This is a genomic window from Micromonospora sp. MP36 (genome assembly GCF_008119785.1).
Lineage (GTDB): Bacteria > Actinomycetota > Actinomycetes > Mycobacteriales > Micromonosporaceae > Micromonospora.
Map to the genome: position 1 here is coordinate 44,532 of NZ_VSFA01000035.1, position 26,303 is coordinate 70,834.

Below are 26,303 nucleotides of genomic sequence, written 5' to 3' on the forward strand. Positions count from 1 at the left end.
CCGGCCGCCCGGGAGCGGCGCCATCCGAACGGCCCCCGCGTGGGCCTCACCCGCGGGCGACGTGGGCCGCCCCGCGCGGCTCAACCGGCCAGGAAGATGAACGCCAACCAGCCGACCACGATCAGCACCAGCACCGCCCCCAACACCCAGGTCGGCACCTTGTGCTCGCCGCGGCGGTTCCGCTCGATCTCGGCGCGGATCTTCTCCCGGCGTCGGTCGATCCAGTTGAGCTTCTCGGCGCCACGCTCGCGGCCGGAGGGTTCGGAAGTGTTCATCGCGACGCCAGCGTACCCGTGAGCCGGCGGCCGGTGCCCAGGGCACCGGCCGCCGCTGCGCCTCACATGCTCGCGATCAGCCGCTCCACCCGCTCGTCGTACGCCCGGAACGGATCCTTGCACAGCACCGTCCGCTGCGCCTGGTCATTCAGCTTCAGGTGCACCCAATCGACGGTGAAGTCCCGCCGCTTCTCCTGCGCGTGCCGGATGAACTCACCCCGCAGCCGCGCCCGGGTGGTCTGCGGCGGCGTCTCCTTCGCCTCGAAGATCTCCGGGTCGGTGGCCACCCGATCCACCTCGCCGCGCCGCTCCAGCAGCCCGTACAGGCCCCGCCCGCGCCGCAGGTCGTGGTACGCCAGATCCATCTGCGCCACCCGCGGGTGCGACAGCGGCAGGTCGTGCTTGCGCTGGTACCGCTCGATCAGGCGCAGCTTCGTCACCCAGTCGATCTCCCGGGCCACCGGGTCCAGGTCCCCGGTCTCCACCGCCCGCAGCACCCGCGCCCAGAGATCCACCACCCGCTTCGCGGTCTGGTCCCCACCCCGGCGCTCCACGAACTCCGTCGCCTTCGCCAGGTATTCCTGCTGGATCTCCAGCGCGGAGACCTCCTTGCCCGAGGCCAGCCGCACCTTGCGCCGGCCGGTGATGTCGTGCGACACCTCCCGGATCGCGCGGATCGGGTTCTCCAGCGTCAGGTCCCGCATCACCACACCGGCCTCGATCATCCGCAGCACGATGTCGGCGGTGCCCACCTTCAGCAGCGTGGTCACCTCGTTCATGTTCGAGTCGCCGACGATCACGTGCAGCCGCCGGTACCGCTCCGCGTCCGCGTGCGGCTCGTCCCGGGTGTTGATGATCGGCCGGCTCCGGGTGGTCGCCGAGGAGACGCCCTCCCAGATGTGCTCGGCCCGCTGCGACAGGCAGTAGACCGCCCCGCGCGGCGTCTGCAGCACCTTCCCCGCCCCGCAGATCAACTGCCGGGTGACCAGGAACGGGATCAGCACGTCGGCGAGCCGGCCGAACTCGCCGTGCCGGGAGACCAGGTAGTTCTCGTGGCACCCGTACGAGTTGCCGGCCGAGTCGGTGTTGTTCTTGAACAGGTAGATCTCACCCGCGATGCCCTCGTCGTGCAGCCGCTTCTCCGCGTCGACGAGCAGCCCCTCCAGGATCCGCTCCCCCGCCCGGTCGTGGGCCACCAGATCGGTCACCGAGTCGCACTCCGGCGTCGCGTACTCCGGGTGCGAGCCCACATCCAGGTAGAGGCGGGCCCCGTTGCGCAGGAACACGTTGCTCGACCGGCCCCACGACACCACCCGCCGGAACAGGTATCGCGCGACCTCGTCGGGGGACAGCCGGCGCTGCCCGCGATAGGTGCAGGTGACGCCGTACTCGGTCTCGAGGCCGAAGATTCGCCGCTCCATGAGGTGACATTAGCCGCCCGAGGCCCCAATTGGGCAGCGCTCAACCCAGCCATCTCCGCGGCGCCCGCCTACCGCGGTCCACGGCATCCCGCCGCAGGCGAATCTCGGCACCGGTACGGTCCCACCCGTGAGAATCCTGGTCACCGGCGGCGCCGGCTTTATCGGATCGGCGTACGTCCGGCGACTGCTCACCGGCGCCGAACCGGACCTGCCGGTGGACACCCTCACCGTGCTCGACGCCTGGACCTACGCGGCCACCGAGGCCGCCCTCGACCCGGTCCGCGCCGACCCCCGGCTGCGGATCGTCCGCGGTGACATCCGCGACGCCGCCCTCGTCGACACCACCGTCCCCGGCCACGACGTGATCGTGCACTTCGCCGCCGAATCCCACGTCGACCGCTCCATCGCCGACGCCGCCGCCTTCGTCACCACCAACGTGGTCGGCACCCAGATCCTGCTCGACGCTGCCCTGCGCCACGGCGTCGGCCGGTTCGTGCAGGTCTCCACCGACGAGGTGTACGGGTCCATCGACACCGGCTCCTGGACCGAGCAGGCGCCGCTGCGGCCCAACTCCCCCTACTCGGCCAGCAAGGCCGGCGCCGACCTGCTCGCCCTCGCCTACCACCGCACCCACGGCCTCGACGTGGTCATCACCCGCGGCGCCAACACCTACGGCCCGTACCAGTACCCGGAGAAGATCGTGCCGCTGTTCGTCACCAACCTGCTCGACGGGCACGACCTGCCGCTGTACGGCGACGGCGGCAACGTCCGCGACTGGCTGCACGTCGACGACCACTGCCGCGGCATCGCGCTGGCCCAGACCCACGGCCAGGCCGGCGGCGTCTACCACCTCGGCAGCGGCGCCGAACTGACCAACCGGGACCTCACCGGCCGCCTCCTCGCTGCCTGCGACGCCGGCTGGGACCGCGTCCGACCGGTCGCCGACCGCCGGGGCCACGACCGCCGCTACTCGCTGGACTGCACCACCACCCGCCGCGAGCTCGGCTGGGCACCCACCGTCGACCTCGACCTCGGGCTGGCCGAGACGGTCGACTGGTACCGGGCCAACCGTGCCTGGTGGCAGCCCCTCAAGCCGCACCGCTGACCCGCCCCGCCAGGCCCCGCACGTCCACCAGGACCCCGCCGCCGCCTCGCCGCGCAGGTCCGTCCGGTCGCGGGGGCGGGGCTGGCGCCGCCACGACAGGCCCGGCAGTCGGCACGGCCGCGCGAGCCGGCCGGCCTCCCCGCCGGACCCGCGCCAGGCCACCGGGTACGGGCCGGCGCACCCGCCGGCCCGGCCGTCACTGCCCGGACTGCTCGTCCTGCTGACCCTCCAGGTCAGCCGAACCGGCCGACGTGGTCGGCTTCTTCGCCTCCTCGGTGGGCACCGTCGGGGTCTGCGCCCGCCCCGGCGCCGGCGCGGTGTCCGCGCTCGCATCCCCCTCCAGCAGCGCGGTCAGCGCCGCCCCGGCCACCCGCCGGAACGTCCGCCCCACCCGGCGGCGGTCCAGCACCGCCACCTCCAGCTGGTTGGCGGCGATGGTACGGGCCGCCCCGCCCTCCCCGCCGACGCTGCCCAGCGCCTTCACCGCAGCCCGGAGCGCCTCCGACAGCGACATCTCCGGCCGGTGCTCGTTCTTCAGCACCCCGGTGATCGCCTCGGCCTGACCGCCCATCGCCATCCGGCCCGGCTCGTCGTTGACCGAACCGTCGTACGTCACCCGGTAGAGCGAGTCGTCGTCCGGCGTGGCACCCACCTCCGCCACGCAGATCTCCACCTCGAACGGCTTCGACTGCTCCGTGAAGATGGCACCCAGCGTCTGCGCGTACGCGTTGGCCAGGCCCAGGCCGTTCACGTCCCGCCGGTCGTAGCTCAGGCCGTTCAGGTCGGCCATCCGCACCCCGGCCCGGCGCAGGTTCTCGAACTCGTTGTACCGGCCCACCGCCGCGAAACCGATCCGGTCGTAGATCTCGCTGACCTTGTGCAGGGTGCTGGACAGGTTCTCCGCGACGAAGAGCACCCCGCCCTCGTAGCTCAGGACCACCGCGCTCCGGCCCCGGGCGATGCCCTTGCGGGCCAGCTCGGAGCGGTCGCGCATGATCTGCTCGGGCGAGGCGTAGAACTGCATGGCCACGGCGGCGGTTCTCCTTCGGGCGCTGTGCTGCGGACTGCTGACGGGTGAGGTGGGAGCGGGATCAGCCGCCCGGATTCTCCATCCGACCGGCCACGACGCTCTCCGCGATCGCCGCCGTCTCGGCCTCGGTGAGCCGGTGCGTGCCCTCCGCCGTCGCGGTCATCACCACCGGGTAGATCCGACGGGTCAGGTCCGGGCCACCGGTGGCGGTGTCGTCGTCCGCCGCGTCGTAGAGCGCCTCGACGGCGAGCCGCACCGCGTCGTCGATCGACAGGCCCGCGCGGAACCGCTTCTTCAACGCCGACTTGGCGAACAGTGAGCCGGATCCGATCGCGTCGTAGCCGGTCTCCTCGTACGGACCGCCGGTCACGTCGAAGCTGAAGATCCGGCCGGCCCGGGCCGGGTCGCTGGCCGCCAGGTCGAAGCCGGCGAACAGCGGGATCACCGCGAGCCCCTGCATCGCCGCGCCCAGATTGCCTCGGATCATCGACGCCAGCCGGTTGGCCTTGCCGTCGAGCGAGAGCATCGCGCCCTCGATCTTCTCGTAGTGCTCGAGCTCCACCTGGAACAGTCGCATCAGCTCGATGCCGATGCCCGCGGTGCCCGCGATGCCGACCAGCGAGTACGCGTCGGCCGGGTGCACCTTCTCGATGTCCCGCTGGGCGATCAGGTTGCCCATCGTGGCGCGCCGGTCGCCGGCCATCACCACGCCACCGGCGGCCGAGATGGCCACGATGGTCGTGGCGTGCGGCGCCATGTCGGCGGCCATGCCGGGTGGTAGCGGCCGCCGACCGGGCAGCATCTCGGGGGCCACCTTGCTCAGGAACGCTGTGAAGGAGGACGTCCCCGCGTTGGTGAACACATCTGGTAGACGCCCGGATGGATCAAAACCCGCTGCCACGTGGTTCCTCTCAGGTACGTGATCGCCCTGGCCAGCCTCGCGGGACTGTCACGGAACTGGCCAAGACGACCGTTGCAGTTGAAGCAGAGTATCCCGCGCACCCATCCGGTGCGATGATCGTGGTCCAGATGTTGTGGGTCAGGGGTCCCACAGATTGCACACACGCCGCCCTGCTCGGCGAGGAGTTCTCGAAACTCCTTCTCGCCTACGCCATACCGACGCCGCAGGTGGTACTCGCGGCTACCGCCGTACAGGCGCAGCCTGGTTTCCTTGCCCTTCTCGTTGTGGCACGGCTTGCAGTATCGGCCGTAGCCGGCTCGGCCTGACCGATTACGCGGGAAGTCGTCGAGCGCCTTCGTCTCACCGCAGGCCGGACAGCGACGATGACCGTCCGGCACCACCGGCAGCTTGCGCACCTCCCGCCCGTGCTTCTCCTTCAGGCGCTTGGCATAGCTCGCCTTGGATCGAAGGTTGAAGCACGGTTTGCAGTAGCTACCGCGGCCGTCGGGCCGCCGATTGTTGGCACAGAACTCATCGAGCGGCTTCCACTCATTGCAGTCCCGGCGACCACGGCGTCCATCCCGGTCGCCAAAAGGGCGGGCCATGTCCAATTTGCCCCGCTATGCCCTATTGGCCCCCTTTCTGTACATAGCCCCTGACAAATTCCTCTGCGTTCTCCTCCAGGACGGAGTCGATCTCGTCGAGCAGGTCGTCGACGTCCTCGGTGATCTCGGCGTGCCGCTCGGCAACCTCGGGGTTGGCCTGCGCGGTGACCTCTTCAACTTCTTCGTGCGCCTTGCCGTGCTGGGTCTGGCCGCCTTCTTGGGTCGCCATGGTTGCCTCCTCCACGATCGCCTGCGATCAACTTACCTCGCGCGGACGACGAAAAGCCCGCCGCGCGCCGGGTTCCGGCACGGGACGGGCTTTCCGGCATCCGGCTCAGCCGCCGGTGAGCGTCTCCAGCAGGTCCTTGGCGCTCTCGCACCGGTCGAACAGCGCCCCGACGTGCTTGCGGGTGCCCCGCTCGGGTTCCATCATCGGCACCCGGACCAGCGACTCCCGGCCCACGTCGAAGATGACCGAGTCCCAGCTCGCGGCGACCACCTCGGAGGCGTACTGGGCCAGGCAGCGGCCGCGGAAGTAGGCCCGGGTGTCCTCCGGCGGCTCGGTCATCGCGGTGCGGGACTGCTCCTCGGTGAGCAGCGTCTTCATCGCGCCGCGGGTCACCAGCCGGTGGTAGAGCCCCTTCTCCGGCCGCACGTCGGAATACTGCAGGTCGACCAGTTGGAGCTTGTGCGCGCCCCAGCTGAGCTTCTCCCGCTCCCGGTAGCCCTCCAGCAACCGCAGCTTGGCCACCCAGTCCAGCTCGTCGGCGCAGAGGAAGGCGTCCCGGCCGAGCCGGTCGAGCACGCTCTCCCAGCGGTCGAGCACGTCGGCGGTCTGCTCGTCGACGTCGGTGCCGTACCGGTCGTCCACGAAGGACCGGACCCGCTCCAGGTACGCCCACTGCACGTCCAGGGCGGTCAGCTTGCGCCCGTCACGCATCCGCATGAGGTGCTTGAGGGCCGGGTCGTGGCTGACCGCACGCAACTCGCTGACCGGGTCGGCGATGCCGAGGTCGGGGCTGAGCGCCTTCTCCTCGATCATCGTGAGGATCAGCGCCGTGGTGCCGACCTTGAGGTACGTGGAGATCTCCGACAGGTTGGCGTCACCGATGATGACGTGCAGCCGGCGGTACTTGTCGGCGTCCGCGTGCGGCTCGTCCCGAGTGTTGATGATGGGCCGCTTGAGGGTGGTCTCCAGCCCCACCTCGACCTCGAAGAAGTCCGCCCGCTGGGAGATCTGGAAACCGCTCTGGCCGCCGTCCTGGCCGATGCCGACCCGGCCGGCGCCGCAGACCACCTGCCGGGTGACGAAGAACGGCGTCAGGTACGCCACGATGTCGGCGAACGGGGTCTGCCGCCGCATCAGGTAGTTCTCGTGCGCGCCGTAGCTGGCGCCCTTGTTGTCGGTGTTGTTCTTGTACAGGTGGATCGGGTGCGTGCCCGGGATCGTGGCGGCCCGCCGGGCCGCCTCGGCCATCACCCGCTCCCCCGCCTTGTCCCAGCGCACCAGGTCAAGGGGGTTGGTCACCTCCGGGGTGGAGTACTCCGGGTGGGCGTGGTCGACGTACAGCCGGGCCCCGTTGGTGAGTATGACGTTGGCCAGGCCCAGGTCCTCGTCGGCGAGCGCCTCGGCCGGGTCGTACGCGGCGCCGGAGTAGGTGAAGCCGCGGGCGTCGCGCAGCGGCGACTCCTCCTCGTAGTCCCACCGGGCCCGGCCGCCCCGGTTGAGTTCGGGGCGCGCCCCGTAGGCGTTGACCACCTGGGAGGAGGTGACCATCGGGTTGGCCCCGGCCTGGCCGGGCACGGAGATGCCGTACTCGACCTCGGTGCCCATGATCCGTCTTACGCTCATCGACCTGCCCGTCCACTCGCCGTCCCAGTCCCCCCGTCACGTCGAGCGTAGTCGTCGTCACGCGGGAAGGGGGCGCGGCGGCCCGGGGCGTACGGCGTGGCGGCGCATCCCACCGCCTTGCTCCGGTCGGCGTCGGCGTGCGGCATCACGGCACTGAGCATGATGGTTCGCTCGCTGCGCTCGCTCAGGGCGGGACCGGGCGCGGACCGCGGAGGCCCGTGGCGCGGCGCGCCACGGGCCTCCGGTCGTGCGGTCGACTACAGGTACTGGCCGGTGTTGCTGGCGGTCTCTATCGACCTGCCGGCCTCGGCGCCCTTGCCGCCGGAGACGAGCGTGCGGATGTAGACGATCCGCTCGCCCTTCTTGCCGGAGATGCGCGCCCAGTCGTCCGGGTTGGTGGTGTTGGGCAGGTCCTCGTTCTCGCGGAACTCGTCGACGCAGGCGTCGAGCAGGTGCTGCAGCCGCAGCCCCTTGTGCCCGGAGGTGAGGAACTCCTTGATGGCCATCTTCTTGCCCCGGTCGACGATGTTCTGGATCATCGCGCCGGAGTTGAAGTCCTTGAAGTAGAGGACTTCCTTGTCGCCGTTGGCGTAGGTGACCTCGAGGAAGCGGTTCTCCTCGGTCTCCGAGTACATCCGCAGCACCACGGCGTCGATCATCGCCGCGACGGTGGCCTGCGGGTCGCCGCCGTGCTCGGCCAGGTCGTCCGCGTGCAGCGGCAGGCCCGCGAGGATGTACTTGGAGAAGATGTCCTTGGCCGCCTCGGCGTCCGGCCGCTCGATCTTGATCTTCACGTCGAGCCGGCCGGGGCGCAGGATCGCCGGGTCGATCATGTCTTCCCGGTTGGAGGCGCCGATGACGATGACGTTCTCCAGGCCCTCCACGCCGTCGATCTCGCTGAGCAGCTGCGGGACGATGGTGTTCTCCACGTCGGAGGAGACGCCGGAGCCGCGGGTGCGGAAGACGGAGTCCATCTCGTCGAAGAACACGATCACCGGGGTGCCCTCGCCGGCCTTCTCCCGCGCCCGCTGGAAGATCAGCCGGATGTGCCGCTCGGTCTCGCCGACGTACTTGTTGAGCAGCTCAGGACCCTTGATGTTGAGGAAGAAGCTGGTGTGCTTCTCCTCGCCGCGCCGCTCGGCGATCTTCTTGGCCAGCGAGTTGGCCACCGCCTTGGCGATCAGCGTCTTGCCGCAGCCGGGCGGACCGTAGAGCAGGATGCCCTTCGGCGGCCGGAGCTGGTGCTCGCGGAACAGGTCGGAGTGCAGGAACGGCAGCTCCACCGCGTCGCGGATCTGCTCGATCTGCGCCTGGAGGCCACCGATGTCCTCGTAGTCGACGTCGGGCACCTCCTCCAGGACGAGCTCCTCGACCTCGCTCTTCGGGATCCGCTCGTACGCGTACGCCGAGCGGGGCTCGATCATGAGCGAGTCGCCGGCCCTGATCGGGCTGCCGATCAGGGTCTCCGCGAGGTGCACGATGCGCTCCTCGTCGGAGTGGGAGACCACCAGCGCCCGGTCACCGGGGGCGCCGCCGGGCCCGGCGAGCACCTCCTTGAGCATCACCACCTCGCCGACCCGCTCATAGCCGAACGCGTCGACGATGTTGAGCGCGTCGTTGAGCAGAACCTCCTGCCCGCGGCGCAGCTCGTCGACGTCCAGCGAGGGCGAGACGGCGACCCGCAGCTTGCGCCCGCCGGTGAAGACGTCCACCGTGCCGTCGTCGTGCTTGGCCAGGAAGACGCCATAGCCACTCGGGGGCTGGGCGAGGCGGTCGATCTCCTCCTTGAGCGTCACGATCTGCGCGCGAGCCTCCTTGAGGGTGCTCACGAGCCGCTCGTTGTTCTCGGTCAGCCGCGCCAACTGGGCCTGGGTGGCCGCCAGCCGCTCCTCGAGCTGCCGGACGTGTCGGGGGCTTTCGGTCAACTTGCGCCGCACCAGGGCGAGTTCCTCTTGCAGGAACGCAACCTGCGTGGAGAGATCGTGGGCCTCCTTCTCCCACCGTGCGGCGCGCGAGTCCGCGTCGTCGCTGCGTGCCACGTCCCACCTCCCCGGGGGGCTTGAACGTACTGAGCTAACACTAGCCGCTGTGAGCCCGATTCGGTCCTCCGCAACGCGCCCGTCACCGAAGCTTGATCGCCAAGGGCTGGTCCACGGGCGGGTACCGGCGTTCGGGTACCGTCGGGCCGTGGGACGGGAGAACATGGGGGGTGCACCGGTGGCGGAGGTCGCGACGGACCAGCTCGAGGTCTGGGTGGACCAGGACCTCTGCACGGGCGACGGGCTGTGCGTGCAGTACGCGCCGGAGGTCTTCGAGTTCGACGTCGACGGCCTGGCCTACGTCAAGGGGGCCGACGGCGAGCTGCGGCAGGCCCCGGGCACCCGGGTGGACGTGCCGGAGCACCTGCGCCTCGAGGTGATCGACTCGGCGAAGGAGTGCCCGGGCGAGTGCATCCACGTGGTACGCGCCGGCGACGGCGTCGAGGTGGCCGGGCCGGACGCCGAGGACTGACCGGCGACAGTCGCACGGTGCGGGCCGGGGACGGACGTCCCCGGCCCGCCGCCGTCTCTACAGCAGGGGCCGGCCGACGACCGAGGCGACCAGCCGGGCGAACTCCTCCAGCCGGGCGATCTGCCCGGCGCCCCCGTCGTCGAGGGTCTTGCCGAAGCGCAGCGCGTCGTGCCGAGGCGCGCCGCCGATCTCGTCGCCGGGCGGCGCCTCGTCCAGCGAGCTGAGCAGCAGGTAGACGTCGATGCTGTCGACCCGGACCTCGCCGCCATCGGTGCGAGTGAGCCGCCGCCGGCAGCCCACCTCGGTGATCGTGGAGACCGGCACCACCCGCAGCGAGGAGGTCATCGACCCGGGCGGCCCCTCCCCCGGCGGCACGTCCTCGCCGTGCCAGAGGATCAGGCGACTGCCGTCGCAGACAACGACCTCCTGCCACACCCCGTTGACCTCGTTGACGAAGCGTTCCAGGGTGAACCCGAGCACGGAGGCGCCGCGCAGCACCCCGCCGAGGGCCTCCAGGGCGATGTCCGGGTCACGCAGGTACGCCCGGGCGGCCGACTCCAGGTCGGCGTAGGGCGACCAGTCGGGGAAGACCGCGGGCAGGTCACCGTTGCCGTAGCCGGGGCTGCTCATGCCGCCACCTCCCCGCGTCCCCGCCGCTCGCCGCGGGCCGCGCTCCGCTCGCTCATGCCGGCACTCCGCTGCGCTGCGTGCCGTCATGAGACACCACCGCACTCTGCCGATGATTCGCTCGCTGACGCTCGCTCATGCCGGCACTCCGCTGCGCTGCGTGCCGTCATGAGGCACCACGGCACTGTGCTGATGATTCGCTCGCTGACGCTCGCTCATGCCGCCGTCTCCGCCCGTTCGGTGTCGTCCCGCGCCGGACACATGATCCGCCCGCTCATGCCCGTCCGTGCCGTGGGGTCACCCCTGATCCGGCTCCTGCTCCGGCCCGGCCGCCGCCTGCCGGGCCGCCTCCGCCTCACGCAGGGCCTGCCGGCGCTGGACGTACGCCTCGGTGCCCTTGCTGGGCTTGCGGCGCCGCGGCGGGGCGGTGACCCCCGGGGCGAGCTTGCGCGCGGAGACCAGGAACGCGGTGTGGGCGATCATCCGGTGGTCGGGGCGCACGGCCAGCCCCTCGGCGTGCCAGTCCCGGACCAGCGACTCCCAGGCGCGCGGCTCGGTCCAGCCGCCGCGCTCGCGCAGCGCCTCGACCAGCTCGGACAGCTGCGGGGTGGTGGCCACGTACCCGATGAGGACGCCGCCGGGGACGAGCGCCCGCTCGACCATGTCGAGCATCTCCCACGGGGTGAGCATGTCCAGGATGATCCGGTCGAATCCGGTCTCCCGGCACTCGGCGACGTCACCGACCTGCAGCCGCCAGGCCGGGTGCGGGCCGTTGAAGAACGCCTCGACGTTACGCTCGGCGATCTTGGCGAAGTCGTCCCGCAGCTCGTACGAGTGCAGCTCGCCCTCCGTGCCGACGGCGCGCAGCAGCGAGCAGGACAGCGCGCCGGAGCCGGCGCCGGCCTCGAGGACCTTCGCACCGGGGAAGATGTCGCCCATCATGACGATCTGCGCCGCGTCCTTCGGGTAGATCACCTGGGCGCCACGCGGCATGGAGAGCACGTAGTCCGACAGCAGCGGCCGCAGAGCCAGGAACGCCGTGCCGCCACCGGCGGTGGTGACCACACTGCCGTCGGGCAGACCGATCAGCGTGTCGTGCTTGAGGATGCCCCGGTGGGTGTGGAACTCCTTGCCGGGCTCCAGCGTCACGGTGTGCATCCGGCCCTTCGGGTCGGTCAGCTGCACCCGGTCGCCGGGACGGAACGGCCCCCGGTGAATGGGGGGCAGCGCCGGGGCGGCGGGGTCGGCCGGGACGGCGGAGGAATGTGTCACGTGTTCGTCTTCCGTTTGGGTTCCAGGAGCTGAGCCAGATCCGCGATGTGCAGAACGCCGACGACATCTTCGCCTGCCGTCACGACGTACTGTGCGCCCGGGTGGGTGCGCACGGTCTCCATCACGCGTTCGCCGTCCGCGCCGACCGGCAGCGCCGGCAGGCTGTCCAGGTCGCGGGAGACCGCGTCCACCGCCAGCCAGGGCCGCCGTTCCGGGGGTACGGCGGCGACCCGGGCCGGGTCGACCAGGGCGACCGGCCGGCCGGCGGAGTCGATCACGGTGAGCGCGGCGTCGGGCGCTAGTCCCTCGGCGCGGCGGCGCTGCGCCTCGGCGAGGGGGGTGCCGCTGGGCACGGGCAGCACCGGGCGGGCCAGCCGGGACAGGTCGACCAGCGGCAGGCGGCGGCTGATCCGGGCCATCCGGATGGACTGCCCGGCCCCGCGCCACAGGGTGACCGCCACCAGCAGCATCAGCGGCAGGGCCAGCGGCGCGATCGCCCGGCGCAGGGTGAGCAGGACGACCAGGGCCACGGTGGTGACGGCCACCGCCCGGCCCACCCAGCCGGCCACCTCGGTGCCGCGGTGCCGGTCCCGGGTGAGCGCCCACACGGCGGCGCGCAGCGCCCGCCCGCCGTCCAGCGGCAGCCCGGGCAGGCTGTTGAACACCGCGACGATCACGTTGCTCACCGCCAGCTGGAAGGCGAGCTGGTGGGTGATGGTGCCGGCGGGCAGCGCGAGGGTGGCCGCGACGGCGGCGGCGCCGAGCACCGCGGAGACGGCCGGGCCGGCCAGGGAGACCAGCAGTTCCACCCGTGGGTTGGGGGCGTCCCGGTCCATCTCGGTGTACCCGCCGAGCAGTTCCAGGGTGATCCCGCGCACACCGATGCCGTACCGGCGGGCGGTCAGGGCGTGCCCCAGCTCGTGCAGCAGCACCGAACCGAGCAGGGACACCACGAAGCCCAGGCCGACCAGCCAGCCGCCGAGGTGGCCCACCTCGAGCTGCCGCCGGGCGAGGCTGGCGTAGAGGACGGTGACGACCAGGGTGAGCAGGAGCATCGAGGCGTCCGCGCGCAGCGGCACCCCGAACACCCGACCGATGGTCAGCCCGGGCCGGCGCGGTGGTCGGGACCTGTGCTCCACCGGATCGATGCTACGCGGCGCCGATCATGCGCCGGTGCGGCGACGGTGGCCCTGTCACACCGGTGCCCTACCCTTCCGGGCATGACGGCGGAACCGGTGATCGACACGCAGGACCCCCCGGCCTCGGCACCGCCGCCCACGGTGCGGGCGTCGCTGTCCCCGTCGCGGGCGGCGGACTTCAAGACCTGCCCGCTGCTCTACCGGTTCCGCAGCATCGACCGGCTGCCCGAGCGCCCCACCGTCGAGCAGGCCCGGGGCACGCTGGTGCACGCGGTGCTGGAGCGGCTGTTCGACCTGCCGGCGGCGGCGCGCACCCCGCAGTCGGCGGGCGACCTGGTCGCCCCGCAGTGGGACCGGCTGGTCACCGAGCAGCCGGAGCTGGCCACGCTGTTCGCCGCGGACGACCCGGCCGGGGTGGCGGAGTTCCTCCAGTCGGCCGCGGCGCTGCTGCAGGGCTACTTCGCGGTGGAGGACCCGCGCCGCCTGGAGCCGGCCGAGCGGGAGGCGTTGATCTCCGCGGTGGTCGACGAGGAGCTGCTGATCCGCGGCTACCTGGACCGGCTCGACGTCGCCCCGGACGGCGCGCTGCGGGTGGTCGACTACAAGACCGGCGGGGCGCCGCGGGAGGCGTTCGAGGCGCGGGCGCTGTTCCAGCTCAAGTTCTACGCCCTGGTGTTGTGGCGCACCCGGGGCGTGGTGCCGCGGGTGCTGCGGCTGCTCTACCTCAAGGACGCCGAGGTGTGTGACTACACCCCGGACGCGGAGGAGCTGCTGCGGTTCGAGCGCACGGTGGTGGCGCTGTGGCAGGCGATCGAGCAGGCCACCGAGCGGCAGGAGTTCCGCCCCCGGCCGAGCCGGCTCTGCGACTGGTGCAGCCACCAGGCGCTCTGCCCCAGCTTCGGCGGAACCCCGCCGCCGTTCCCGGCGGCCGGCGCGGGCGACCCGCTGACCGACGCCCGGTCCCGGCCGGCCGCCCCCGGCGCGGACGAGTGATCCTCCTTCTCACGGAGGAGGCCGGGTTCGGCATCGGCGACGAGGGCTCGCGCCGGGCGGCGGATACCGTCGTGGCATGACCAACCGGGCGCGGGCGTGGGCCCGCCGTCGACCGCTGGCCGTCGACGCCTGCTCGGCGGTCGCCCTGATGCTGCTGGGGGCGGTGTTCCTGCTGCTGGCGCCACCCGAGCTGCGGCCCGCGCAGCTGTGGTCGGCGGTCGGCTGGAGCGCGCTGGGCGCGGTCCCGGTGGCGCTGCGCCGGGTCGCGCCGTGGCCGGCGGTGGGCGCGGCGGTGGCCACCCTGGCCGTGCCGGTGCTGGCGCGGCACGCGCCGGCCACCCAGGGCCTGGTCTTCCTGGTGCTCACCTACACGATGGCGGCGCACCAGCGGTCGCGCCCGGCCATGCTCGCCGCGGCGCTGCTGTGGGTGCCGGTGGTGCTGGTCAACCTGCTGGTGCCGCTGCACGGCGTGCTCGACACCGGCCCGGCGTACCTGGTGCTCAACAACCTGCTCAGCGCGTCGGTGGCATACACGGTGGGCCGGGCGGTGCAGACGCGCCGGCAGTCCACCCGGATGCTGCGCGAACGGGCCCGGTTCGCCGAAGCGAGCCAGCGGTCCCTCGCCGAGCAGGCCGTCGTCGACGAGCGGCGGCGTATCGCGCGGGAGCTGCACGACGTGGTCGCCCACCAGGTCAGCGTGATGGGGGTGCTGGCCACCGGGGCGCGCCGGGTGCTGCGCCGGGACCCGGACGCCGCGGACGAGGCGATGGCCACGGTCGAGGAGACCGGCCGGGCCACCCTGCGCGAGCTGCGCAGGCTGCTGGACGTGCTGCGCACCGACGCCGAACCGGCGGCCGAGCTGACCCCGCAGCCGGGCCTGACCGGCATCGAGGCCCTCGTCGAGCAGGTCCGGGAGGCGGGCCTGCCGGTGACGCTGCGGGTCGACGGCGCGCCCGGGCCGCTGGAGGAGGGCGTGGCGCTGACCGTCTACCGGATCGTGCAGGAGGCCCTGACCAACGCGCTCAAGCACGCCGGCCGGGCCACCGCGCTGGTCCGGCTCACCGTCGCCGACGGCTTCCTCGCCGTCGAGGTCACCGACACCGGCCGCGGCCCGGCACCGGTGACCGACGGGATCGGGCACGGCCTGGTCGGCATGCGGGAACGGGTCGCCCTCTACGGTGGGATCCTGCGGACCGGTCCGCGACCGGGCGGCGGCTTCCGGGTGTACGCGCGGATCCCGCTCGAGTCCGCCGGGGCGGTGCCGGCGTGACCGCTCCCAACCTGGCCGGCACGACGAGGGACGACGGATGACCGACAGCACGGCGAACGCACGACCGGTGCGGATCCTGCTCGCCGACGACCAGCCGCTGCTGCGTACCGGCTTCCGGATGGTGCTCGGCACGGAGGACGACCTGGACATCGTGGCCGAGGCCGGTGACGGGTTGGAGGCGGTGGAGCTGTCCCGGCGGCTGCTGCCCGACGTGGTGCTGATGGACATCCGGATGCCGCGGATGGACGGGGTGGCGGCGACCCGGGCGATCGTGGACGCGCGGCTGCCGGTACGCGTGCTGATCCTCACCACCTTCGACCTGGACGAGTACGTGGTCGGCGCGCTGCGGGCCGGGGCGAGCGGCTTCCTGGCCAAGGACGTGCCGGCGGAGGACCTGGTCACCGCGATCCGGACGGTGGCCGCCGGGGAGGCGGTGGTGGCGCCGCGGATCCTACGGCGGCTGCTGGACCGCTTCGCCGACGTGCTGCCCGACCCGGCGGCGACCCCGCCGAAGGCGCTGAGCTCGCTGACCGAGCGCGAGCGGGAAGTGCTGGTGCAGGTGGCGCGCGGGCTGTCCAACGCCGAGATCGCCCGGGCGTTGTCGGTCAGCGAAACCACCATCAAGACCCACGTCGGGCACGTGCTGACCAAACTGGGACTGCGCGACCGGGTGCAGGCGGTGGTGCTGGCGTACGAGACGGGGCTGGTGCGGCCGGGCGGTTGAGCGGCCGGCGGGTGGCGGCCGTCACCTACCGTGACCATCGTCGCGCCAGCAGGGTTGACCATGACGCGGCGTCAGGTCCTAGCGTCGGCGCCGCCGCACGGGTCAGGGGTGACCCTGAGCCGGCCTCGGGGGCGACCCCCAGCGGGATTTCCGGCGACGGTTCCGCCCGGGGACGGACGGATCGGCGACCGGCAGCACCGAGGATGGGACTTGCCGCACCGGCCAGCGGGGGCGGTGCGGATCGGCAAGGTAGACGGAAGAGGTAGATGACGTGACCGCGATGGTAGGCCGGCAGGCGCAGGCCGCGGCCCGGGCCAGCGACGTGTGGAAGGTGTACGGCAGCGGCGAGGCGCAGGTCATCGCGCTGCGGGGGGTGAGCGCCGAGTTCGAGCGGGGCCGGTTCACCGCGATCATGGGCCCGTCCGGGTCCGGCAAGTCGACGCTGATGCACTGCCTGGCCGGCCTGGACTCGGTGACCCGGGGCACGGTCGCCATCGGCGACACGACGGTGACCGGCCTCAACGACGCCGGGCTGACGAAGCTGCGCCGCGACAAGGTCGGCTTCATCTTCCAGCAGTTCAACCTGCTGCCCACGCTCACCGCGCAGGAGAACATCCTGCTGCCGCTGTCGATCGCCGGCCGCAAGCCCGACCCGACCTGGTACAACACGGTGATCGAGACGGTCGGTCTGCGGGACCGGCTCGGGCACCGGCCGGCGCAGCTGTCCGGCGGCCAGCAGCAGCGGGTGGCGTGCGCCCGGGCCCTGGTCGCCCGCCCCGAGGTAATCTTCGCGGACGAGCCGACCGGCAACCTGGACTCCCGCTCCGGCGCGGAGGTGCTGAACTTCCTGCGCAACTCGGTCCGCGAGCACGGCCAGACGATCGTGATGGTGACCCACGACCCGACCGCCGCCGCGTACGCCGACCGGGTGGTGTTCCTCGCCGACGGGCAGATCGTCTCGGAGCTGATCGAGCCGACCGCCGACACGGTGCTGGACACGATGAAGAAGCTGGACGCCCCGGCCGAGGTGAACGGCTGATGATCCGGGCAACGCTGAAGAGCCTGCTGGCCCGGAAGCTGCGGCTGATCCTCTCCGGCCTGGCGGTCGTGCTGGGGGTGATGTTCGTCTCCGGCGCGTTCGTGCTGACCGACACCCTCGGCCGGACCTTCGACGCGATCTTCGCCGACGCGTACCAGGGGGTGGACGTCAACGTCGCGGCCAAGCCGAAGATCGCGGTGTCGGAGATGGAGGGCGAGCAGACGGCGGCGCCGTTGCCGGCGGCGACGGTGGACAAGGTCCGCGCGGTGCCCGGGGTGGCCGAGGCCACCGGCGTGGTCGCCGCCGACGGTGCCCGGCTGATCGGCAGCAACGGCAAGGCGGTCGCCTCGTTCGGCCCGCCGCAGCTGGGCGAGAACTGGACCGGCGAGTCCGAGCAGCTGCAACTGCGCGAGGGCCACGAGCCGCGCGCCGACGACGAGATCGTCATCAACCAGGGGCTCGCCACCGCGGGCAAGGTGAAGCTCGGCGACCGGGTCGGGGTGCTCACGCCCCTGGAGCCGAAGCAGGACTTCACCATCGTCGGGATCTTCGGCTACAGCGGCGGCCGTGACTCGATCGGCGGCAGCAACGAGATCATGTTCACCACCCCGACGGCGCAGCGGCTGATGCTGGGCGAGCCGAACACGTTCAACAGCGTGACGGTCAAGGCCGCCAGCGGGGTCACCGACGAGTCGCTGCGCGACGCGGTGGCCACCGCCGTGGGCGACGGATACGTGGTCAAGACCGGCGAACAGCTCTCCACCGAGGCCGCGCAGGGCTTCAAGACGGCGCTGTCCTTCTTCAACCGGATCCTGCTCGGCTTCGCGGCGGTGGCGCTGCTGGTCGGCACGTTCCTGATCCTCAACACCTTCTCGATCATCGTCGCGCAGCGGACCCGGGAGCTGGCCCTGATGCGGGCCGTCGGGGCGAGCCGCCGGCAGATCATCGGCTCGGTGGTGCTGGAGGCCATCGCGGTGGGCCTGATCGCCTCGGTGTTCGGCCTGGCAGCCGGCATCGGCATCGGCGCGCTGCTGGCCTGGGCGTTCGGCAACCTGGCCGGTGGGCTCACCCTGGCCGGGATCGGCATACCAGCCGCGGCGGTGATCGGCGCGTTCGCCGTCGGCCTGGTGATCACCGTGGTGGCGGCGCTGCTGCCGGCGCTGCGCGCGTCCCGGATCCCGCCGATCGCGGCGATGCAGGACGTGGCCACCCCCGACCGGCCGCTGACCCGGATCACCGTGGCCGGCGCGTTGGTCACCGCGGTCGGCGCCGCGCTGCTCTTCCTCGGGCTCAGCGGCAACGCCGGCGACAACACCCTGGCCACCATCCTGGGCGGCGTGCTCTTCGCCTTCATCGGCGTGGCGCTGCTGACCCCGTTGATCAGCCGCCCGGTGGTCTCCCTGCTGGGCGCGATCTTCGCCTGGTCGGTGCCGGGGAAGCTGGGCCGGCTCAACTCCGGGCGCAATCCCCGCCGCACGGCGATCACCGCCGCCGCGCTGATGGTCGGCATCGCCCTGGTCACCGGGGTGACGGTGATCCTGGACTCGGCGAAGGGCAGTATCAGCGCGCTGGCGAAGGACACCATCAAGGCCGAGCTGGTGATCGCCGGGGCGCAGAGCGGTCCGCGGCCGCCGAGCTTCGACCCGGCGGTGCTGGACAAGGCGGCCGCGCTGCCCGGCGTGCAGCTGGTTGACGGCGAGTACGGGGACATGGCCGTGGTCAACGGCCAGCGGACCTGGGTGGCCGCGTCCAGTAACGTGGCCGCGCTGGAGCGGGTCTTCGGGGCGAAGGCCACCGCCGGCGACATCAGCCGATTGGGCCCGGACCAGATGCTGTTCAGCTCCGACACCGCCAAGTCCCGAGGGGTCTCGGTCGGCTCGACGGTGACGGTGCAGCTGTCCCGCGGCGAGGCCCGCACCTACACGGTCAGCGGCATCTACGAGAGCTCCCAGCTGACCAACCCGGTGATGCTGCCCCCGCAGGCGGCCCGCGACTTCGCGATCCCGCAGCCGATCCAGGGCTTCGTGCAGCTCGCCCCGGGCGCCCGGGTGGCCGACGTCCAGCCGCAGGTGGAGCGGCTGCTCGCGGACTCTCCCGAGGTGTCGGTGGCCGACCGGGACGCGTTCATCAAGCAGCAGACCGGCTCGCTCGACGGGCTGCTCCAGATGATCCAGATCCTGCTGGCGCTCGCCATCGTGATCGCGGTGCTCGGCATCGTGAACACCCTGGCGCTGTCGGTGCTGGAACGCACCCGGGAGCTGGGCCTGCTGCGGGCGATCGGGCTGCGCCGGGCGCAGACCATGCGCATGATCACCGTCGAGGCGGTGGTGATCTCGGTGTTCGGCGCGCTGCTGGGCGTCGTCGTCGGCAGCGGCCTCGGCGCCGCCGTGGTCCGGGCGCTGAAGGACGAGGGGATCAACGACCTGATCCTGCCCTGGGGGCAGATGGGGGTCATGCTCGGCCTCGCCGCGATCGTCGGGGTGGTCGCCGCGGTCCTGCCGGCGGTCCGGGCCGCCCGGATCAACGTGCTGGGCGCGATCGCCCACGAGTGATCCTGGCAGCTGCGACGGCCCCTGCCACCGGGTGGCAGGGGCCGTCGGCGGGTCTGCCCGATCGCGGCCACCCGCCCCCCAGCTGGCAGCTATCGGGCCGTGGCGGTGGTTCGGGGAAGCCGCCGGGTGACCGAGGGTCCCTCGTGCGGCCCGGAGGGTCAGCCCGCGCGGCCGCAGAGCGCCGCGAGCAACTCCAGGTCCGCCCCGGTCAGGCTCTCCAGCTGGTGTACGCCGTCGGTCGGCGGAAGCGGCACCTCGGCCGGCACGGCCAGCACGGCCGCCCCGGCGGACAGCGCGCTGGCCACCCCGGTCGCCGAGTCCTCGATCGCCACGCATCGCGCGATCGGCACGTCGAGCAGCCGCGCGGCGGTCAGGTACGGCTCGGGGTGCGGCTTGGTCGCGTCCACCTCGTCACCGCAGACCACCGCGTCGAAGCTGTCCCGGCCGAGGGTGTCCAGGGCGACCTCGACCAGCGGCCGGACGCTGGAGGTGACCAGGGCGGTGGGGATCCCCGCCGCGCGGACCGCGCGCAGCAGCGCCAACGCGCCCGGCCGCCACCGCAGCCCGGTGCGGAACAACTCCAGGATGCGCGCGTTGATCCACTCGGCGCTGGCCTGCGGGTCCCGCTCCGGCTGACCGAGGTCGTCGTGCAGGATCCGCATCGACACCGCCATGTTGGTGCCGATCATGGCCATCCGGGCGGTGTCGGACAGGGTCCCCCCGTACACCGCCGCGAGTTCCTGCAACGCGACGTCCCACAGCTTCTCGCTGTCGACCAGGGTGCCGTCCATGTCGAAGAGCACGGCGGCGGGGTGCTTGCTGATCAGCGGGGGCCTCCTCTGGTGGGCGTACCCCCGATCCTCTCAACCGGGTGCGGACGGCCGTCGACCGAACCCGCCGAGGGTGACCTGCGGCATCAGCCCAGCCCGCAGGCGTCCAGGGAGCTCTCGTAGCCGCGGAAGAACGAGTCGGTGCGCTGCTCGGCGGTGCCGTGCGAGCCCTCCGCGAACCACGGCTGGTCCGGGTCGTCGCCGACCGCCAGCAGCCCCTCCCGGAACTCGTCCAGGTCACCCTTGTCCAGGGTCAGCGTCCCGGCGCGGACGTTGTCGCCGATGTACGCCCCGGCCAGGCAGTCCGCCTGCAGCTCCTGCTCGATGGTGAAGTTGTAGCGGATGCCGAGGCGGACCTGCACGCCGTGGGCGTACTCGTGGCCGAGCAGGTAGAACAGGAACGCGTCACCGACCTGCCGGAACGCCGCCACCGACCAGTTCACGTCGTAGGCGATGAAGTCCCCGGCCGAGCAGTAGACCGCGTTGTTGCGTGGCAACGGCGCACCGCCGCAGGAAACCTCACCCGCCCTGGTGTAGGCCACCACCCGCCGGATCGGCTGGAACCGCCGCCCCGAGGCCCGGAACTCGGCGGTCCAGTAGCGCTCGGCGATGCCGACGGCGTCGCGGAAGTCCTGCTCGAACTCCGCCACGCTGGTGGTGCCGTCCGCCCGGGTGGTCTGCGCGCCCGGCGAGGCCGGCCCGCCCCGTGACGGGCGGGGCTGCCGCGGCTCCCCCTGGTCGACCCCGCCGACCATGCAGCCGGCCGCCACCACCGCGGCCACCAGCAGGCCGGCCAGCGGTCCCGGCCGCCGGTGTGCCGCCGTGTCCCCCACCGTCGCCTCCCCGGCTGAGTCGCTGGCTGCGCAGTACCCCGACCGCGCCCCGATGATGCCACCCGTGATCACGTGCCCCGCCGGCGATCGTTCACCGATCGGCGGTGTGGAACAGCAGCAGCCGGCGTCCGGGGCGCGCCGGTCAGCCGGTGAAACCGTGGCCGCCCCGGTTCCATCCGTCGCTCTGCACGTGCTCCCGCTCGGCCGCCCGCCGGTGCCTCTCCGCCCGCGCCGCCCGCACCACGCCCGGTTCGTCGTCGGAGCTGAGCCGGCGGCGGTCCCGCCAGCCGACGTACCCGACCGCCGCGGCGACGACCGCGGCCACCACTGCCAGCACCACCAAGACCGTCATGACCGCCACAGTAGAACCGTTGCGCCCGCCGTGGGGGGCGGCGGCGCCCAGCCACGACCGGCCTCAGCGTCGACGCGCCCGCCCGCGCCCACCCGGCTGATCGTCTCCGGCCGGATCGGCCGATCCGCCCCTACGCTGGTGTCCGGGGCGGCGCCCCGGCTCCGACGTCCCGGGTGAGCGGCGCCCGCCGGGCGCCTCCCGAGAGGAGAGACCGTGAAATATCTGATCATGCTCTACGGCAGCCAGCAGGACTACGACACCCTGGCCGGGCGGCCCGGCGACCGGCCGCCGATGAGCCCCGAGCAGATCGCGGCGATGCACGCCCACATGGAGACCGTCCACAAGGAGCTGGCCGAATCCGGGGAACTGGTCGACGCGCAGGGGCTGACCGCTCCGGTGCACGCCCGCCGGGTCCGGCTGCGCGGCGGCGCCCCGGTCGTCACCGACGGCCCGTACGCCGAGACGCAGGAGGTGCTCGCCGGCTACACCCTGGTCGAGTGCGCCAGCTTCGACCGGGCCACCGAGATCGCCGCCCGGTTCGTCAACCCCGACGCCGAGGGCGAGTACGTCGACGTGCGCCCGATCGTGGACGGCTTCGAGGACCTCCAGGGCTGACCGGTGGCCGACGGAGGCGCCGAGGACCTGCTGCGCGCCCTGGCGCCGCAGGTCCTCGGCGCGCTGGTCCGTCGGTACGGGCACTTCGACACCGCCGAGGACGCCACCCAGGAGGCGCTGCTCGCCGCCGCCAGCCGGTGGCCCGACACCGGGCCGCCCGACGACCCGAAGGCGTGGCTGATCACCGTCGCGTCCCGCCGGCTGACCGACCTGCTCCGCGCCGAACAGGCCCGCCGCCGCCGCGAGGACACCGTCGCCCGCCAACTCCCGGCCGACCGGTGGCTGGCCCCACCCGCCGACCGCCCACCGGACGACGCCGACGACTCGCTGATCCTGCTGTTCCTCTGCTGCCACCCATCGCTGCCGCCGGCCGGGCAGATCGCGCTCACCCTGCGGGCGGTCGGCGGGCTCAGCACCACTGAGGTGGCCCGGGCGTTCCTCGTGCCGGAGGCCACCATGACCCGGCGGATCACCCGCGCCAAGCAGCGCATCCGGGACAGCGGACTGCCGTTCGCCCTGCCCGCTGGGCAGGAGCGCGCCGCCCGGCTCGACGCCGTGCTGCACGTGCTCTACCTGATCTTCAACGAGGGGTACGCGAGCACCGCCGGCGAGCAACTGCACCGCGCCGACCTGCGCGCCGAGGCGATCCGGCTGGCCCGGCTGGCGCACCGCCTCACCGACGACCCGGAGGCGATCGGGCTGCTGGCGTTGATGCTGCTCACCGACGCCCGTACCCCGGCCCGGACCGGACCGGACGGCGCGCTGGTGCCGATGGCCGAGCAGGACCGGCGCCGCTGGCGCGGCGAGCAGATCGCCGAGGGCACCCGGCTGGTCGCCGCCGCGCTGCCCCGGGGCGCGGTCGGCCCGTACCAGCTCCAGGCGGCGATCGCCGCCCTGCACGACGAGGCGCCCAGCGTCGAGGCCACCGACTGGCCGCAGATCGTCGCCCTGTACGAGATGCTGTTGTCCCTGCACGACAACCCGGTGGTCCGGCTCAACCACGCGGTCGCGGTGGCCATGGCGCGTGGACCCCGGGCCGGGCTGGCGCTGCTGGACGCTCTCGGAGCCGACCGCCGGGTCGCCGAGGACCCCCGCCGGTACGCCGCCCGCGCCCACCTGCTCGAACTCGCCGGAGAGACGGACGCGGCGCGGCAGGCGTACCTGTCGGCGGCCCGCCGCTCGATGAACCTGGCCCAGCAGCGCTACCTGCACGCCCGCGCGGCACGCCTAGGCTGACCGGCGGCCAGTACGTCGCGGCGCAGGGCCGCCAGCCGCCGGCGGAGGTCCCTACCGCCGCGGTCGGTCAGCCGGCGGTGTCCGGAGGTTCCGCGGACCCGGTCGTGCGTCTAGGCCGGCGAGCCACCCGCCGACCTGACAGACGCGCCCTGCCTCAGTCGAGGCCGCGCATGATGTGTGGCTCCCCGTCGTCGTCGCCGAAGCAGCGGTGCAGCACCTGGGCCTGGGCCCACAGGTCGAGGCTGCTCGGCGGTTCCTCGGGAGAGTCGGCTGGCACGCCGACGATCGTGGGCGTGGCCGGCCGGACCTTGACTGGCGTGTCCTCGGCCATCGTCGTCCCCTTCCCCTGTCACCTTATCCTCGCCAGGGCCGCTCGACGCCCGCATCTTGCGGGCTGTCGGATGCACGTCATGCGGATACCCCCGGCCGGCCGCTCGACACCGGGACGTGGGGACCACGGCCCAGCCTCCGCATGGGCGCTGGAGAGCGGTTGGAGCTGCGGTCGACGCGGCGGCGCCAGGCGGGGTGGCCGGCTCATTCGGCGCGGTGGCGGACAGGGTACGCCCGCCCCTCATCACCCGTTCACGGAAATTGATCTAGACCGTTACTTCCATGCGTGTCTATATAGATGCAGTCGCCCCCAACCGGACGGAGCATCATGAACCGCACCCTGCGCGCAACGGCCATCAGCCTCGCCGCGACCGTGGCCGCCACCCTCGGCCTCACCCAGCCCGCCTGGGCCGCCAGCTACTCGGCCCCCCTCACCACCGCGGTGGCCAGCCTCCCCGTCGCCACCGAGGTCCGCACCGGCTACAGCCGCGACCTGTTCCCCCACTGGATCGACGCCGACGGCGACGGCTGCAACACCCGCAACGAGGTCCTCATCGCCGAGGCCACCACCAAGCCGACCATCAGCGGCACCTGCACGCTCTCCGGCGGTCGCTGGTACTCCTACTACGACAACGCCTACTGGACCCTCACCAGCGACCTCGACATTGACCACATGGTCCCCCTCGCCGAGGCCTGGGACTCCGGCGCCCGCAACTGGACCACCAGCCGCCGCCAGGCGTACGCCAACGACCTCGGCGACTCCCGCGCCCTGGCCGCCGTCACCGACAACGTCAACCAGTCCAAGGGCGACCAGGACCCGGCCACCTGGATGCCCCCGTACGCCTCCGCCCGCTGCCGCTACCTCAACGAGTGGGTCGCCGTGAAGATCCGCTGGCGGCTGACCGTCGACAGCGCCGAGAAGAGCGCCCTGACCAGCTGGGCGAACAACTGCCCCAACAGCACCATCTCGGTCACCTACGCATACTGACCGCGCCGCTCCGGGCCGGCCCACCCACGGGCCGGCCCGTCAGGCGGTCCAGCCGAGCCAGGCGCCACCGGCCGAGACGACCGCCAGCCAGATCAGCACCGCCGACAACGGCGCCAACGGCACCAGCGCCGGCCGCCGCCGCAACAGCCGGACCCCCACCGCCAGCAACACCGTCCACACCACCAGGAGCCCGGCCAGCGCCCAACCCGGCACCACCAGGCCGCTCACCGCGTACCAAAACCCGACGGCCAGGTGCACGGCCAGACCGAGCCACCCGACCACGCGTGTCATCCGCACCCCTCCATCGTGCGGCCCCGTCAGGCCGACCGGCGACCGTCATCCGGTCAGGAACGCCTCCACCGACGCCGCGAAGACCGCCGGATCGTCGACCCACGGGAAGTGACCACTGTCCGGCTGGACCACCAGCTCGGCAGCGCCGAACAGGACGGCGAGCCGCCGCACCGCGGCCGCGGTCGGCCAGATGTCGTGCTCACCGGCCAGCAGCAGCGTCGGCACGGTGAGCTCACCCAACCGCGCCGGCAGCGCCGGATCGGGTGCGAACCCCGCATAGAACCCGTCGGTGGCGGCCGGCGCGAACTGGGCCGGCTCGGCCGCGGCCTGCGCCTGCGCCGCAGCACCCCAGCGGCCGTACAGCAGCGGCGCCGCCTCCCACCGGTAGCGCTGCTGCTCCTCCGGCGTCGCCGGCACGGCGTGCAGCGCCGCCACCGCGGTGGCGTGCCACGGCTCGTGCGCCCGCCGGGAAAGCACGCTGTCCACCGCCAGGTCCGAAGGCAGCCCGACCACCCGCAACGACGGCGCGACCAGCACCAGGTGGGCCAGCCGCACCGCGTGCCGAGCCGCGTAGAGCAGGCAGATCCCCCCGCTGGCCGAATGCCCGAACAGGTCCATCCGCTCGAAGCCCAGATGCTGTCGCAAAGCCTCCACGTCGTCGACAAGGCGGTCGACCCGATAGGTGGCAGGGTCCGCGGGAACGGCCGACGCGCCCGTCCCCCGGTTGTCCAACAGGATCAAGGTACGGCGGCCACTGAGCCCGCCCAGCTCACCCAGGTACTCCACCGCCTGCCCCGGGCCACCGGGGATGCACACCAGCGGCGGCCCGGAGCCGACGACTCGGTACGCCAGTTCGGTGCCGTCCCAGGACCTGAAGCTCTCCATCGCAGCGATCCTGCCAGCCGCGCGATCGGGCGGCCTACCCGGGCACGGACCCGACGCCGTACGGTCACCGCATGATCGCCGCGATCCTCGGTGCCACCGCTCGTCACCGTCGCCGCATCCTCACCGCGGGCATCGCGGTAGCCACCGTGGACGCCGCCGCGGCGGCGCTGGCTCAGCCGGCCGGCCAGCAGCTCGCACCGATCCTGGCCGCGCTCGGGGCGCTGCTGATCCTGGGGCTGGCCAGCTGGCTCCAACCCCGTCCGGCGACGTTCGCGGTTCAGCCGGAGGTGCCCGCCTTCGCCAGCCCCGTCCGGGCAGGACCGGTATACCTGGCCCTCTGCGCTCTGCTCGTCGCCGCGGAGTCGGTGGGCGAACTGCTCCGCTCGGTCAGGCTCACCGACTTGATTAGGAATCATCAGTGATCATAGATTGGCCGTGTGGAACCTCCCCGACTCTTAAAAGCCGTGCAGCGTTTCGGTGTACCCCTCTGACGCTAGGTGTTTGGGTTGACTCGGGAGAGATTCAGTTGACGCGGGTCGGGCGTCAGTGCTGGTTGTCCGGCATCGGTGTTGTCGAGGCGATGGCTTGGTGAGCGGGATGGTGCCGCTGGGCGAAGGCGAGACCTTG

General features: G+C 72.5%; 28 protein-coding genes. 11 read left to right on the forward strand and 17 right to left on the reverse strand.

Going from position 1 to position 26,303, the window contains the following annotated elements; genetic code table 11:
• Nucleotides 1–80: 80 nt before the first annotated feature.
• Nucleotides 81–275 carry a hypothetical protein gene (locus FXF52_RS22190; RefSeq protein ID WP_148799604.1) on the reverse strand — a complete coding sequence of 65 codons (195 nt, stop codon included), beginning with the start codon at nucleotides 273–275 and terminating at the stop codon, nucleotides 81–83.
• A gap of 62 nt (nucleotides 276–337) precedes the next feature.
• The gene (gene pafA / locus FXF52_RS22195) at nucleotides 338–1,696 is read right to left on the reverse strand and encodes a Pup--protein ligase (protein WP_073836760.1); all 1,359 of its coding nucleotides are present in this window, start codon (nucleotides 1,694–1,696) and stop codon (nucleotides 338–340) included.
• 127 nt (nucleotides 1,697–1,823) lie between these two features.
• Here pafA and rfbB point away from each other — a divergent pair, with 127 nt between their 5' ends.
• Entirely contained in the window at nucleotides 1,824–2,801 is a 978-nt protein-coding gene (rfbB, locus tag FXF52_RS22200) for a dTDP-glucose 4,6-dehydratase (protein ID WP_148799606.1), read from the forward strand.
• A 196-nt stretch (nucleotides 2,802–2,997) separates the two neighbouring features.
• On the opposite strand, the gene prcA is transcribed toward rfbB, so the two are convergent.
• The 6 genes from prcA to arc all read right to left on the reverse strand — a co-directional run bounded on the left by prcA (nucleotide 2,998) and on the right by arc (nucleotide 9,228).
• Complete coding sequence (gene prcA / locus FXF52_RS22205) at nucleotides 2,998–3,831, reverse strand: proteasome subunit alpha (RefSeq protein WP_148799608.1); 834 nt, start codon at nucleotides 3,829–3,831, stop codon at nucleotides 2,998–3,000.
• Between the two features lie 61 nt (nucleotides 3,832–3,892).
• A complete protein-coding gene (gene prcB / locus FXF52_RS22210) occupies nucleotides 3,893–4,732 on the reverse strand; it encodes a proteasome subunit beta (RefSeq protein WP_187413625.1) in 840 nt (279 codons plus the stop codon).
• Nucleotides 4,651–5,337: an endonuclease VII domain-containing protein gene (locus FXF52_RS22215; protein WP_187413628.1), complete on the reverse strand. Its 687-nt coding sequence runs from the start codon at nucleotides 5,335–5,337 to the stop codon at nucleotides 4,651–4,653. The genes prcB and FXF52_RS22215 overlap by 82 nt, the downstream gene beginning before the upstream one ends.
• Nucleotides 5,338–5,359: 22 nt before the next feature.
• Nucleotides 5,360–5,566 (reverse strand): ubiquitin-like protein Pup, encoded by a 207-nt coding sequence (locus FXF52_RS22220; RefSeq protein ID WP_148799611.1) that lies wholly within the window; start codon nucleotides 5,564–5,566, stop codon nucleotides 5,360–5,362.
• Nucleotides 5,567–5,671: 105 nt separating this feature from the next.
• Nucleotides 5,672–7,189 carry a depupylase/deamidase Dop gene (dop, locus tag FXF52_RS22225; RefSeq protein ID WP_148799613.1) on the reverse strand — a complete coding sequence of 506 codons (1,518 nt, stop codon included), beginning with the start codon at nucleotides 7,187–7,189 and terminating at the stop codon, nucleotides 5,672–5,674.
• Nucleotides 7,190–7,446: 257 nt separating this feature from the next.
• Nucleotides 7,447–9,228, reverse strand: coding sequence for a proteasome ATPase (gene arc, locus FXF52_RS22230; RefSeq protein ID WP_148799615.1), 1,782 nt, complete (start codon nucleotides 9,226–9,228; stop codon nucleotides 7,447–7,449).
• Nucleotides 9,229–9,406: 178 nt separating this feature from the next.
• Between arc and FXF52_RS22235 the strand changes: the two genes are divergently transcribed.
• Nucleotides 9,407–9,700 (forward strand): ferredoxin, encoded by a 294-nt coding sequence (locus FXF52_RS22235; protein WP_148799652.1) that lies wholly within the window; start codon nucleotides 9,407–9,409, stop codon nucleotides 9,698–9,700.
• A gap of 57 nt (nucleotides 9,701–9,757) precedes the next feature.
• On the opposite strand, the gene FXF52_RS22240 is transcribed toward FXF52_RS22235, so the two are convergent.
• The 3 genes from FXF52_RS22240 to FXF52_RS22250 all read right to left on the reverse strand — a co-directional run bounded on the left by FXF52_RS22240 (nucleotide 9,758) and on the right by FXF52_RS22250 (nucleotide 12,747).
• Nucleotides 9,758–10,330: a hypothetical protein gene (locus FXF52_RS22240; RefSeq protein WP_148799617.1), complete on the reverse strand. Its 573-nt coding sequence runs from the start codon at nucleotides 10,328–10,330 to the stop codon at nucleotides 9,758–9,760.
• A 294-nt stretch (nucleotides 10,331–10,624) separates the two neighbouring features.
• Nucleotides 10,625–11,599: a tRNA (adenine-N1)-methyltransferase gene (locus tag FXF52_RS22245; protein ID WP_148799619.1), complete on the reverse strand. Its 975-nt coding sequence runs from the start codon at nucleotides 11,597–11,599 to the stop codon at nucleotides 10,625–10,627.
• Nucleotides 11,596–12,747: a M50 family metallopeptidase gene (locus FXF52_RS22250; protein WP_370518015.1), complete on the reverse strand. Its 1,152-nt coding sequence runs from the start codon at nucleotides 12,745–12,747 to the stop codon at nucleotides 11,596–11,598. The genes FXF52_RS22245 and FXF52_RS22250 overlap by 4 nt, the downstream gene beginning before the upstream one ends.
• A 72-nt stretch (nucleotides 12,748–12,819) precedes the next feature.
• On the opposite strand from FXF52_RS22250, the gene FXF52_RS22255 reads away from it, so the two are divergent.
• The 5 genes from FXF52_RS22255 to FXF52_RS22275 all read left to right on the forward strand — a co-directional run bounded on the left by FXF52_RS22255 (nucleotide 12,820) and on the right by FXF52_RS22275 (nucleotide 19,316).
• A complete protein-coding gene (locus FXF52_RS22255; protein ID WP_148799621.1) occupies nucleotides 12,820–13,731 on the forward strand; it encodes a PD-(D/E)XK nuclease family protein in 912 nt (303 codons plus the stop codon).
• 76 nt (nucleotides 13,732–13,807) lie between these two features.
• Nucleotides 13,808–15,001 (forward strand): sensor histidine kinase, encoded by a 1,194-nt coding sequence (locus tag FXF52_RS22260; protein WP_148799623.1) that lies wholly within the window; start codon nucleotides 13,808–13,810, stop codon nucleotides 14,999–15,001.
• A gap of 37 nt (nucleotides 15,002–15,038) precedes the next feature.
• The gene (locus FXF52_RS22265) at nucleotides 15,039–15,725 is read left to right on the forward strand and encodes a response regulator transcription factor (RefSeq protein WP_148799625.1); all 687 of its coding nucleotides are present in this window, start codon (nucleotides 15,039–15,041) and stop codon (nucleotides 15,723–15,725) included.
• Between the two features lie 271 nt (nucleotides 15,726–15,996).
• On the forward strand, nucleotides 15,997–16,764 hold the full coding sequence (locus FXF52_RS22270) for an ABC transporter ATP-binding protein (RefSeq protein WP_148799627.1): 768 nt from the start codon (nucleotides 15,997–15,999) through the stop codon (nucleotides 16,762–16,764).
• On the forward strand, nucleotides 16,764–19,316 hold the full coding sequence (locus FXF52_RS22275) for an ABC transporter permease (RefSeq protein WP_148799629.1): 2,553 nt from the start codon (nucleotides 16,764–16,766) through the stop codon (nucleotides 19,314–19,316). Before FXF52_RS22270 ends, FXF52_RS22275 begins: the two co-directional genes overlap by 1 nt.
• Before the next feature lie 158 nt (nucleotides 19,317–19,474).
• On the opposite strand, the gene FXF52_RS22280 is transcribed toward FXF52_RS22275, so the two are convergent.
• The 3 genes from FXF52_RS22280 to FXF52_RS22290 all read right to left on the reverse strand — a co-directional run bounded on the left by FXF52_RS22280 (nucleotide 19,475) and on the right by FXF52_RS22290 (nucleotide 21,331).
• Nucleotides 19,475–20,119, reverse strand: coding sequence for an HAD family phosphatase (locus tag FXF52_RS22280; RefSeq protein ID WP_148799631.1), 645 nt, complete (start codon nucleotides 20,117–20,119; stop codon nucleotides 19,475–19,477).
• A 113-nt stretch (nucleotides 20,120–20,232) separates the two neighbouring features.
• Nucleotides 20,233–21,033: a neutral zinc metallopeptidase gene (locus FXF52_RS22285; protein WP_148799655.1), complete on the reverse strand. Its 801-nt coding sequence runs from the start codon at nucleotides 21,031–21,033 to the stop codon at nucleotides 20,233–20,235.
• A gap of 88 nt (nucleotides 21,034–21,121) precedes the next feature.
• Complete coding sequence (locus tag FXF52_RS22290; RefSeq protein ID WP_148799633.1) at nucleotides 21,122–21,331, reverse strand: hypothetical protein; 210 nt, start codon at nucleotides 21,329–21,331, stop codon at nucleotides 21,122–21,124.
• A 213-nt stretch (nucleotides 21,332–21,544) separates the two neighbouring features.
• On the opposite strand from FXF52_RS22290, the gene FXF52_RS22295 reads away from it, so the two are divergent.
• Both FXF52_RS22295 and FXF52_RS22300 read left to right on the forward strand, forming a co-directional pair.
• On the forward strand, nucleotides 21,545–21,946 hold the full coding sequence (locus tag FXF52_RS22295; RefSeq protein WP_148799635.1) for a YciI family protein: 402 nt from the start codon (nucleotides 21,545–21,547) through the stop codon (nucleotides 21,944–21,946).
• A 3-nt stretch (nucleotides 21,947–21,949) separates the two neighbouring features.
• Nucleotides 21,950–23,182: an RNA polymerase sigma factor gene (locus FXF52_RS22300; RefSeq protein ID WP_148799637.1), complete on the forward strand. Its 1,233-nt coding sequence runs from the start codon at nucleotides 21,950–21,952 to the stop codon at nucleotides 23,180–23,182.
• 154 nt (nucleotides 23,183–23,336) lie between these two features.
• Here the strand turns inward: FXF52_RS22300 and FXF52_RS41770 are convergent, their stop codons facing one another.
• Entirely contained in the window at nucleotides 23,337–23,513 is a 177-nt protein-coding gene (locus FXF52_RS41770) for a hypothetical protein (protein ID WP_187413626.1), read from the reverse strand.
• Between the two features lie 327 nt (nucleotides 23,514–23,840).
• Between FXF52_RS41770 and FXF52_RS22305 the strand changes: the two genes are divergently transcribed.
• Nucleotides 23,841–24,500: an HNH endonuclease family protein gene (locus tag FXF52_RS22305; protein ID WP_148799639.1), complete on the forward strand. Its 660-nt coding sequence runs from the start codon at nucleotides 23,841–23,843 to the stop codon at nucleotides 24,498–24,500.
• A 39-nt stretch (nucleotides 24,501–24,539) separates the two neighbouring features.
• Here the strand turns inward: FXF52_RS22305 and FXF52_RS22310 are convergent, their stop codons facing one another.
• Together FXF52_RS22310 and FXF52_RS22315 are read right to left on the reverse strand one after the other, a co-directional pair.
• Nucleotides 24,540–24,797: a hypothetical protein gene (locus tag FXF52_RS22310; RefSeq protein ID WP_222870605.1), complete on the reverse strand. Its 258-nt coding sequence runs from the start codon at nucleotides 24,795–24,797 to the stop codon at nucleotides 24,540–24,542.
• A 39-nt stretch (nucleotides 24,798–24,836) separates the two neighbouring features.
• Nucleotides 24,837–25,676: an alpha/beta fold hydrolase gene (locus FXF52_RS22315; RefSeq protein WP_148799641.1), complete on the reverse strand. Its 840-nt coding sequence runs from the start codon at nucleotides 25,674–25,676 to the stop codon at nucleotides 24,837–24,839.
• A gap of 71 nt (nucleotides 25,677–25,747) precedes the next feature.
• On the opposite strand from FXF52_RS22315, the gene FXF52_RS22320 reads away from it, so the two are divergent.
• Nucleotides 25,748–26,098 carry a hypothetical protein gene (locus tag FXF52_RS22320; RefSeq protein WP_148799643.1) on the forward strand — a complete coding sequence of 117 codons (351 nt, stop codon included), beginning with the start codon at nucleotides 25,748–25,750 and terminating at the stop codon, nucleotides 26,096–26,098.
• Nucleotides 26,099–26,303: the final 205 nt, after the last annotated feature.